The organism is Prosthecobacter sp. (assembly GCF_044222345.1).
Lineage (GTDB): Bacteria > Verrucomicrobiota > Verrucomicrobiia > Verrucomicrobiales > Verrucomicrobiaceae > Prosthecobacter.
Genome location: NZ_JBGANL010000094.1, coordinates 1 through 9,989, shown reverse-complemented (window position 1 = coordinate 9,989; position 9,989 = coordinate 1). Strand labels below are relative to the sequence as shown.

Genomic DNA, 9,989 nt, shown 5'->3' with positions numbered 1-9,989 from the left:
GCTGCTCTATTTTGAACTCGTCACCACCGTGGCGCTGCTCATCGGCCTCGTGGTGGCCAATGTGATCGAACCGGGTGCCGGGGTGGAACATCATGCCTCGGCCAAAGAAGCCTCGAAGCTGGTCGAATACCAGGCCAAGGCGGGTGACACGAGCACGAAGGCCTTTTTGATGAACATCGTGCCGAAGACCTTCGTGGGAGCGTTTACAGACGATTCGGTGCTCCCCGCCTTGTTTCTCGCGCTGCTGGTGGCCGTGGCGCTGTGCCAGATGGGGGAAAAAGGCAGGCTGGTGCTCGATCTCCTGCACAGCGTCTCCGAGGTTTTTTTCAAGCTCGTCGCCATCATCACCCGTGTCGCCCCGGTCGCGGCCTGCGCAGCCATGGCCTACACCGTGGGCTCGGAAGGCCCCGGCATGCTCCTCAAGCTGGCCAAGGTGCTGGCCTGCGTCTATCTCACCTGCGGTCTCTTTGTGTTCGTTGTTCTCGGCAGCATCGCGCGCTGGAACGGCTTCAGCCTGTGGAAGATGCTCGTCTTCATCAAAGACGAGCTGCTGCTGGTGCTCGGCACCTCCTCGTCTGAAACCGCCCTGCCCCAGCTCATGCTGAAACTCGAAAAAGCCGGCTGTGACAAATCCGTGGTCGGCGTGGTCATCCCCTCCGGCTACTCGTTCAATCTCGATGGCACCTGCATTTACCTCACGCTCGCCGCCCTGTTCGTGGCCCAGACCACCAACACTCCGCTCACCCTCTGGCATCAGCTTGTGCTCCTGGGGGTCCTGCTGCTCACCTCAAAGGGTGCCGCAGGAGTCACGGGCGCGGGATTCATCACGCTGGTTGCCACGCTCTCGACCATCGACACCGGCATCCCAGTCTCGGGTCTGGCCGTGCTCATCGGCATCGATCGCTTCATGTCCGAAGCCCGCGCCATCACCAATCTCATCGGCAACACCCTCGCCACACTCGTGGTGGCGAAGTGGGAGAAGGAGTTCGATCCTGAAAAGGGAGCCATGCTCCTGCGCTGATCCTCACAGCTCAATCTTCATCGGCGGCGGTGGGGCCAGCTTGAGCTTGGGCGCGTCTTCATCCGGAGCTTCAACGGCATCAACGGGAATGGCTTTGCGGATCGGCGTACCATCGTCATTCACGGGGCTGGCACGCGGCACGGCCTGCTCGGAATTGTAGGGGTCTTCACCGATGACGGTGAGCGCCCTCATGCGCACAGGCTCGATGTGGACCCAGCGGTTGGACGAAGCAATGAGAGGGGCCGCACCAAAACTGCTGGCGGGACTTTGATAGCCGAACTGCTTGATCTCCACCGGCAGACCTTCCCCCGTGTGCAGGTTGCAGAAGCCCTCCAGCGGTGTGCCCGGTCGGAGATACTCAAAGTAGGTGGATCGCACGGATTTTTCACGGCCATCAGGTCCTTTGATCTTCTCGTAGCAGTAGTCCGTGGCACGCATGCCGCTGCGCTGGCACATTTCCACGCGCTCCGCCGTTTGCGGCGGCTCAATGTCCTTCGGCATGTAACGCGTGGCGCTGGCATTGACCATGTCCACCCAGACAGGCAGCACGATGTGGTTGGAGAACGCCCCGGGATAGATGGTCTTCTGTTTGTCAAAGCCTGCCCACACACCACAGGTCACCCCGGAGGTGTACCCCAGGAACCAGAGGTCTTTGAATTCATAGTGTGTGCCGGTTTTGCCACCCGCCACAAACTCGCCCAGCTTGTACTCACTCACAGCCGGGCTGCCGGTGCCACGGTGCAGCGCGTCCACGAGGCAGGTGTGTGTCTGATAAGCGGCGATGGGGTCCATGCTCTGCACACTGCGCAGCGCAGCCTCGGCGATTTGAAACACCACCTTGTCATTATTGTCCGTGATGCGCTGGATCAGGTTCAGCTTCTGCGGGCGGCTGCCCAGAGTAGGGAAATTGGAATAGGCCAGGCACATGTCACTCAGCCTCACTTCGCTCGCACCGAGGAAGGTGGAGGGGTAGTCGCGCATTTCGGAGGTGATCCCCGCCTTGTGCGCCACCTGTTTGACCATCGGCACCCCGACGCGCTCGCCCAGACGAACGGTCGCGGAGTTACGTCCCTGCACCAGAGCCTCTCGCGAACTCATCGGCGCCTGCGTCCATTTGGGATTGTCCACTTCCGCCCCCCATTCACCCAGAATCCCGGTCAGGCCCCCGATCATCACGCGGCGGTTGTCCAGCGGCGCATCATCCACCTTGGTGCCCGGATAAAGGCCCGGACTGCTGAACGCGGCGGCATACACCAGCGGCGTGAAGGCGGTGCCTGCCGGACGCACGCCGTCCGTGGCGCGGTTGAACTGGCTGTCACCAAAGTCACGCCCGCCCACCATCGCCAAAATGCTGCCGTCCTTGTTGTCGATCATTAAGGCCGCGGTCTGTAGATATTCCGGCAGCGGCTTGGGCGTGGCGGGATCAATTTCACCCCGCTTCATTCGTGCACGGTAGTCAGCCAGAATCGTGCGGAACTGTGCAAAGGTCTGGTGCTCGTAGCCCGGGCGCTTCTCCACCTCCGCCATGCGCTTGCTGACCGCCTCTTCAGTGGCCTTTTGCAGATCCTGGTCAATGCTGGTGTAGATGCGGAAGCCGCCGATGGAGGCGCGCTCCTCGCCCACCAGATCCACGACCTCACGCCTCACAGCATCAAAGACATAGCTCAGACGCGGGTCCGTGCTCTGCGGTGCGGTCACCAGCGGCCTTTTCTTGAGCTTTGCGGCTTCATCCCTTGTCAGCGTGCCTTCAATGGACATGCGCTCCAGCACGTAATTGCGCTCCTTCATGGCACGCTGGGGATGCTTGATCGGCTGGATATTGTTCGGGCTCTTGATCAGTCCGACGATCGTCGCCGCCTCCTCGATGCTCAGCTCTTTGACATCCTTGCCAAAGTAGCCGCGCGCCGCCGCCTGCACGCCGTAAAAATTCACCCCGAAAAAGATGCGGTTCAGGTAGAGCTCCAGAATCTCCGTCTTCGAAAAATGCTTCTCGATGCGCTGGGCGATGAAAGCCTCCAAAATCTTGCGCTTGTAGCTGCGTTCCAGCAGCTTGAACGTCTGCCGGGCAAGCTGCTGCGTGATCGTACTCGCCCCCTGCGTGACTTCGCGGGCCACGATGTTTTCCTTCACAGCACGGAGCAGGCCGATGTAGTCCACCCCGTCGTGCTTGAAAAACCGTGAATCTTCCTGTGCCACCAGGGCGTCGATCAAGTGCTGCGGCACGTCCGTGACCGGCACCGGCGTGCGATTCAGCACGTAAAGACGGGCCATTTCATCACCATCACGGTCAAAAATGATGCTCGCGGACTCCAGTTTTTTGAGTTCCTCCAGGTCAAACTTCTCCGCATCCCGCCGCAGCGGCGCCACGATCACGCTGTAAACGCCAAACGCTGATACAACGCAGAGCAGGGCAAAGGCCACGAGCGCACTGAACCAGCCACGGCGGTAGAACGGCAGTTTTAGGCCGGCTTCGCCACGCCAGTTGCGTACAGGCTGGGGATCGGGATCATCACGGAACATGGCTTGGTAAGAAAGTAGGGTGGTAAAACTACCCGCCCTTCACAATCCGCGCCAGTTCTTTCCCGTGCATCGAATGTCTTCCCTTCCCCAGATTCTGCGAGAAAAGCTCGCCACCTCTCCCTCCGGTCGCCTGCCTTTTGCACAGGTCATGGATCTGGCGCTCTATCATCCTGAGCATGGTTATTATGGAGCCGGCCCGCGCAAAATCGGCCGTCAGGGCGATTTTTACACCAGCGTGAGCGTCGGTCCCTTGTTCGGGAAACTGCTGGCCATGTACGCTTTGCAGGAATGGCGGGCGCTGGGAGAGCCCGAAGATTTCACGCTCATCGAACAGGGTGCCCATGACGGCCAGCTCGCTGAAGATGTCCTGAGCGCCCTGGAGGGCAGCCCCCTGCGCTACCTCATCGTGGAGCCAAACCCGAAATATCGTGAGGCTCAGTTCAAGCGCCCAAACACGGTTTTTTCCTCTGCAACGAACTGCCGGACGCCTTTCCGGTGCATCTCGTCCGTTGGAATGGCGAACGCTGGGAGGAATTGTTCGTCGAAGCCGACGGCACCGAGGCCTTCCGCTTCATTCCCGGCGCCTGCTCCTGTGTGGAACTCGAGGCAGAAGTGATACATCTGCCCCACGATCTCGAGACCGGCCACACCCTCGAAATCAATCTCGCCATGCTCACGTGGATTCGCGCCCTGTCCCAGGCCGCATTTCACGGAGCCATCTTTATTGCTGACTACGGTCTGGATGCGGAGGAATTCCACGCCGACTCCCGCGCCGATGGCACCATCCGCCGCTACAAGCAGCACCAGATGGACGGCCATGTGCTGTCAGACCTCGGTGAATGTGACCTGACCACGCATATCAATTTCACGCGCCTGACAGATGAAGCCCTGCGTCATGGACTCTCCCAGCGTGACTATGACCTGCAGGGCCGCCTGCTGGGCCGCATGGCGATGAGATGGATTCAAAGCCTCGAAGGCACCCCTCCTGACGCCGCCACGATGCGCCAGTTCAATTCACTCACGCATCCAGCCTTGATGGGGCGCTCGTTTCGGTGCCTCATTTTGGAAAAGTCAGCCCGTTGATCCATGGCACGCGTATTTCGGCCATGAAAAAATTGCTCACTCTCATCAGCGGTCTGGTTGTCAGCGCCATCGGCATCGCCGCCTGCGCCACATCACGTTCAGGTTATGAAACGGCTCCGTACAAGGTCATCCGCACGGAGGGTGCCTTTGAAATTCGCGACTACCCAGAGCTCAAAATCGCCACCACTTCTCGGGACGCTGACAATTCCAGTTTCATGCGGCTGTTCCGCTACATCGACGGCGGAAATGCAGCCAAAGAGAAGATCTCCATGACGACGCCGGTCTTCATGATGGATGGGAAAATGGCCTTCGTGGTTCCCGAAAAGCACAAAAAAGACACGCCCGCCCCGGCGTCCCCCCAGGTGAACGTGGACACCATGAAAGCGCGGCGAGTGGCCGTGCATCGCTTCAGCGGCTCCCGAACCCAGGAACTGGAACGGCAGGCCCTCGTGAAGCTGAAAGCCTGGATGCAGCAGAACAAGCTTCCAGAGGCGGGTGCCCCCTTCAGTGCCAGTTACGATCCGCCGTGGACACCGGGTTTTATGCGCCGCAATGAAGTGCTGGTTCCCATCTCCGCTCCTTAATTTCTATGCGCATCGGCATCACAGGAGCGACGGGCTTCATCGGCAGGCACCTGGCGGCATATGCCACAGACCGGGGGCATCAGGTCATCGCGTATTCACGCAGGCCGGGTTCGGGCCTGACGCAGCCCAAACAGGCCCCCCATGCGCTTCCTGAGACACCGCTGGATGCTCTGGTACATCTCTCGGGCGAATCACTGATGGGCCTCTGGACAGCCGAGAAGCGTGATCGCATCTGGAAAAGCCGCGTGGATTTCACCGAGTCCCTGGTCGCGCACCTGGGCACCTGGAAAGCCGAGAACCGGCCCAAGGTGCTCGTATGCGCCTCCGGTGCCGGATTTTATGGCAACAGCGGCGCAGATGCCGTGGACGAAACATCGCCGCGTGGCGAAGGCTTCCTGGCCGATGTCTGCGCAGGCTGGGAAGCAGCCGCGCACCGCGCCGAAGCACTTGGCATGCGCGTCATCACCTCGCGCACGGGCATGGTGCTGGGCCGCGATGGCGGGGCGTTTCCACTGCTGCGGCGGGTGTTTGCCTGCGGCCTCGGCGGCAGGCTGGGATCAGGCCGGCAATGGATGCCCTGGATACACATCGATGACGCCGTTCAGCTTCTCCTCCTGGCGATCACCACCGAAACCGTCAGCGGCCCGCTGAATCTGTGCGCGCCAGAGGCCGTCACGAATGCCGAGTTCACCCAAAAGCTGGCAGCAGCCCTGCATCGCCCCGCCTTCTTTCATGCGCCGGCCTTCGCCCTCAAACTGCTGCTGCGCGGCATGGCGGACGAAATGTTCCTGGGTGGCCAGCGGGTGGTTCCCCGCGTTGCCACCAGGATGGGCTGCCCCTTTCTCCACCCGACACTCTCCGGCGCTTTGACCTCGCTGGTCTGATGGAAGCCGGTTTGCAGTTGTTCACAGTTGTTTTCCAAACCACTGTCAACCATCGTCAACGACTGTAAACCACCGTCAACTTCCCGCCCCTCATGGCATCCCAGCAGACCACCATCGGCATCATTTACGACTACGACCAGACGCTCAGCCCGACCTACATGCAGGATGAAACACTCTTCCCGCACTTCGGCATCAACCCGGAACAGTTCTGGAAGCGCAGCCGTGAACTCGTGAATCAGGAGGGCTACGACGGTGAACTGGCCTACCTGAAATGCATGCTGGACTACCTCGACATGGACCGGCCAACCAACGAGGACCTGCAGAAACTCGGCGCAAAGTTGAATTTTTTCAAAGGCGTGCCCGAGCTTTTCGACGAGCTGAACAAAGTCCTGAACGACCAGCACCGTCTGCTCGGTGTGAAAATCGAGCATTACATCATCTCCAGCGGTCTCAAGGCCCTGCTCGATGGCTCGGCGCTCGCACCGTTTGTGAAGCGCATCTTCGGCTGCGAATTCGGCGAGGATAAAAATGGCCGCATCACGTTCCCCAAACGCGTGATCAGCCACACCACCAAGACACAGTACATCTTCCGCATCAACAAGGGCATGCTGGAGCCTCACGAGGACGTGAACGACCACATGGCCCATGAACTGCGCCCCATCCCCTTCCAGCACATGATCTATGTCGGAGACGGCCCCACGGACGTGCCCTGCTTCACCCTGATGAAACGCTACGGCGGGCATGCAGTGGCGGTTTACAATCCTGACGAGGCCAGCCGCAGCAGCTTCCGCAAGTGCTACCAGCTCACCGGCCTCGCCGACCGCGTCAAACACATCGCCCCGGCCGATTACCGCCCTGGCAGCCATCTCCGGCTGCTGCTGGAGGAAATGGTGACGGACATCGCCGACGGCATCGTGCGAAAAAGGCGCCAGGAAATCGAGGAAGGCACGGTCTCAGCACCGCATTTTTAACACACGGCAATGCCTCGCGCCCGCATGTCTCGGAACCACTCCACATAGGCCGGCACCCCCTGCGCAATGGTCGTGGTGGGCTTGAAGCCAATCAGGGCCTTGGCCTTGCTCACATCCGCAGAAGTCAGCGGCACATCCCCCGGCTGCTCAGGCAGTTGGTTGATGACGGCCTTTTTACCGATCGCCTGCTCAATGGTGGCGATCAGATCATTGAGAGTCACAGTCTGTGAACCACCGAGGTTGATGATGTCGCAGATGGGACCGCTGGTGTAGTTGAGCGCACCAATGATGCCATCGACGATGTCGTGGACAAAGGTGTAGTCACGGGCGGTGTGGCCATCCCCAAATTTATCGATCGGCTTGCCATCTTCGATCAGTCGGGAGAATTTTGAAATGGCCAGGTCAGGGCGCTGGCGCGGGCCATAAACCGTGAAAAAGCGCAGGGCAACGGTCTTGATGCCGTAAAGATGGCTGTAGTTCGAGCACATCTGCTCGCCTGCCATCTTGGTCATGGCATAAGGACTGATTGTCTGCAAAATTGGATCCTCCTCGGAAAAGGGCACCTTTTTGTTCACCCCATAAACGGAAGAACTGCTGGCGAAGACAAAGTGCTTCACCCCCGTGCGCCGGGCGGCCTCAAGAAGGTGAAAGGTGCCTTTGATGTTGGTATCAATATACAACTCCGGCTGCTCAATGGAGGGGCGCACGCCAGCACGGGCCGCCAGATGAATAACTGCGTCAAAACGGCCCAGATCAAAGGTGTCATGGACAAACTTCGGATCTGAGATGTCCCCCTCACAAACCGTCACTTTCGAACCGAATGACCTCAGATTCTCACGCTTGATCGTGGGATTGTAATAGTCGTTGAAGCTGTCAATGATTGTGATTTCCCCAGCTCCCTCAGTAATAAGGCGCTCAACGGTGTGGGAGCCGATGAAACCGGCTCCGCCTGTGACAAGAATTTTCATGCGAGAAAGGCCTGGGAGGACGTGGTTGCCGATCACCAGATGGACAACTAACGATCAAGGGTCTGACAATTGCAAGGCATCAGGAGAAAGGGATTGACGCAAGGGGGCAAATTTCGCTAAATACATGGAATTCTTCGAATCATCTATTTTCCGTCCCTGAACCATGAGCGAATCCGAAAACACGCCCCCTACACCACCGTCAGGCTCGACGCCCAAAACGGCCGCCGTTCCGCTGAAAAAAGAAACGGTGCGCATCACACTGCGTGGTCGCCCAGGTGCCGGTGTCACCCAGCCGCGTGAGGCCACCGCCCCTGTTTCCCCTGCCACAGGCGGCATTCCAGCCTCTTTCAACACGACATCCGTGGTTCCCATGATGTCGAAAAAATCCACGGCTCCCATTCAGCTGCCTTCCGCGCCGCTGCCTCCGCCTGCGCCCAAGTCCAGCACCGCCCCGGTGAAGCTGCCTGCGCCGCCGATGTCGCCGCCGTCCAGAAAGACCACTTCCGCGATTCCAGTGGCCTCGTCACCACCACCGGCCGCGCCCGCCCCTTCCGGCGCGATGCCCCCTCCGATGGCTCGTCCGCTGGCTCCCCCTACGGCGCCTAAGCCGCCAGGAGCACCTGTGGCACCGGCGGCCCCTCGTCCTTCCGCACCGCCCATGGCAGGTCTGCCGGCCGCAACCCGCCCGCTCGCCCAAAATCCAGCCGCGCCACCTCCGCGCACCGAAACCGGCGCACCCACTGTCCCCCTGCAAAAGCCTACGGCAGGTCCTCGCCCGCCTTCAGCACCTGGAGCAGGCACTGGCCCCATGGTGGGTGGTGGAGTTGGCGCAGCCAGCCCTCTCCCGAAAGCGACCGTCAAGCTGCAGCCCACGCAGGCCATGCAGCGCCCTTCCATCTCCGCCCCTCCCAGCGCCCCCGTTAAGCGCAGCGCTGCCGCTGATGCGGAACAGTTCTACGAAGAAAAGGATCCAGAGGCAGGCTTGGTCCCGCTTTCGGTGATCTGCTTCGTACTTTCCGCCGTTTTGATGGTGGTTCAGATGTTTGGTGCTGATGCTGTCAAATCTGATCCCGTTGGTGAATCCCCCATCATGGTCCCTTCTGACAACAAGCAGGCTTGGGAAACCCACTCCTTGACGACCGGCGTCTGGTCCAACGAGAAGTTCAAAGCCGAACTGCTGCCGATTCCTTGAAGCAACTGACGGATCTCCTCAACCCCATTCCTTCATCTTCTCATGCCTCTTGCCTGGTTAGTTTTCATCCTCGCTGTTGCCACCTTGGCTCTCAATTTCCTCGCCCGCAGCGGCGGGGGGATGTAAGCCTCTGACAGTTTGTGCCACTCTCCACCCATCTTCCCTCCTCAAAGGGAGGATGGGTTTTGCTTTTTTACCGACCGAAACTTAGGTTAATACCACGCCCAGCAGAACATTAAAAATAAGTCTATTTCGGAGCCGATGAAAGTTCGGTTCTAAAGAAAAGACTTTGTGTTTAGTTTGAGGCTTCAAGACAAATCGGGCAGTCAATGCTTGCTTGCCCGCCATAAGTAGGATGGGTGTGGCGACAGCCCGCCCTTCCACCAGCGTTCCGCAAACATCGGGGCGTGCGAACACCCTCATGGTCGGACGGTTTGGCGGAGGGAGCTGTGGAGCGAAAAAGCGGTTACAACGCCCAACACATCCAACCTACGACCGTAGCGCCACGCTAGCCGTGCACAAGCCTGCTCAGACCCGTTTTCAGTGGCATGTGGTATAGCGTTTTCCAAAACTGATTTCCGGAAAGCGAGCATGGAGACGCTCGGCGGTGGCTTGAGGACAAGCCTCCCTACCTCGCGCTGGGCGCTCGCATGCCCAGTGCTGGTAGGGCTGGCTGTCCAGGCTGTGTGAAAACTATTTCACCGGTTTGACCGGTGGCATGTTCATGAGCAACAAGATGAGCATGAGCCACCTTCGAGGAACTGAT

General features: G+C 59.6%; 10 protein-coding genes and 1 pseudogene. 6 read left to right on the top strand and 5 right to left on the bottom strand.

Features of this window, described 5'->3' with window-relative positions; translation table 11 throughout:
• A partial coding sequence (locus tag ACILSL_RS25730; protein WP_395734940.1) for a cation:dicarboxylate symporter family transporter occupies nt 1-1,021 on the top strand: 1,021 nt, incomplete at its 5' end.
• A 3-nt stretch (nt 1,022-1,024) separates the two neighbouring features.
• Here ACILSL_RS25730 and ACILSL_RS25725 read toward each other — a convergent pair.
• Nucleotides 1,025-3,541, bottom strand: coding sequence for a transglycosylase domain-containing protein (locus ACILSL_RS25725; RefSeq protein ID WP_395734939.1), 2,517 nt, complete (start codon nt 3,539-3,541; stop codon nt 1,025-1,027).
• 28 nt (nt 3,542-3,569) lie between these two features.
• Nucleotides 3,570-3,884 carry a hypothetical protein gene (locus ACILSL_RS25720; RefSeq protein WP_395734941.1) on the bottom strand — a complete coding sequence of 105 codons (315 nt, stop codon included), beginning with the start codon at nt 3,882-3,884 and terminating at the stop codon, nt 3,570-3,572.
• Here ACILSL_RS25720 and ACILSL_RS25715 point away from each other — a divergent pair.
• The 4 genes and pseudogenes from ACILSL_RS25715 (at nt 3,813) to ACILSL_RS25700 (ending at nt 7,063) form a co-directional block, all read left to right on the top strand.
• Nucleotides 3,813-4,624, top strand: a pseudogene (locus tag ACILSL_RS25715) (SAM-dependent methyltransferase). The gene ACILSL_RS25720 and the pseudogene ACILSL_RS25715 overlap by 72 nt on opposite strands.
• 23 nt (nt 4,625-4,647) lie before the next feature.
• A complete protein-coding gene (locus ACILSL_RS25710; RefSeq protein ID WP_395734938.1) occupies nt 4,648-5,208 on the top strand; it encodes an SOUL family heme-binding protein in 561 nt (186 codons plus the stop codon).
• Nucleotides 5,209-5,213: 5 nt separating this feature from the next.
• A complete protein-coding gene (locus ACILSL_RS25705) occupies nt 5,214-6,092 on the top strand; it encodes a TIGR01777 family oxidoreductase (RefSeq protein WP_395734937.1) in 879 nt (292 codons plus the stop codon).
• A 92-nt stretch (nt 6,093-6,184) separates the two neighbouring features.
• The gene (locus ACILSL_RS25700; RefSeq protein ID WP_395734936.1) at nt 6,185-7,063 is read left to right on the top strand and encodes an HAD family hydrolase; all 879 of its coding nucleotides are present in this window, start codon (nt 6,185-6,187) and stop codon (nt 7,061-7,063) included.
• Here ACILSL_RS25700 and ACILSL_RS25695 read toward each other — a convergent pair.
• Genes ACILSL_RS25695 through ACILSL_RS25685 form a run of 3 tightly spaced genes read right to left on the bottom strand, consistent with a single transcriptional unit; the run spans nt 7,060 to nt 8,691 of the window.
• Nucleotides 7,060-8,031, bottom strand: coding sequence for an SDR family NAD(P)-dependent oxidoreductase (locus tag ACILSL_RS25695; RefSeq protein ID WP_395734935.1), 972 nt, complete (start codon nt 8,029-8,031; stop codon nt 7,060-7,062). The genes ACILSL_RS25700 and ACILSL_RS25695 overlap by 4 nt on opposite strands.
• A 54-nt stretch (nt 8,032-8,085) precedes the next feature.
• Nucleotides 8,086-8,421, bottom strand: a complete 336-nt coding sequence (locus ACILSL_RS25690) for a hypothetical protein (RefSeq protein WP_395734934.1) — start codon at nt 8,419-8,421, stop codon at nt 8,086-8,088.
• Nucleotides 8,422-8,430: 9 nt separating this feature from the next.
• Nucleotides 8,431-8,691, bottom strand: a complete 261-nt coding sequence (locus tag ACILSL_RS25685) for a hypothetical protein (RefSeq protein ID WP_395734933.1) — start codon at nt 8,689-8,691, stop codon at nt 8,431-8,433.
• 220 nt (nt 8,692-8,911) lie between these two features.
• On the opposite strand from ACILSL_RS25685, the gene ACILSL_RS25680 reads away from it, so the two are divergent.
• Entirely contained in the window at nt 8,912-9,223 is a 312-nt protein-coding gene (locus tag ACILSL_RS25680; protein ID WP_395734932.1) for a hypothetical protein, read from the top strand.
• Nucleotides 9,224-9,989: the final 766 nt, after the last annotated feature.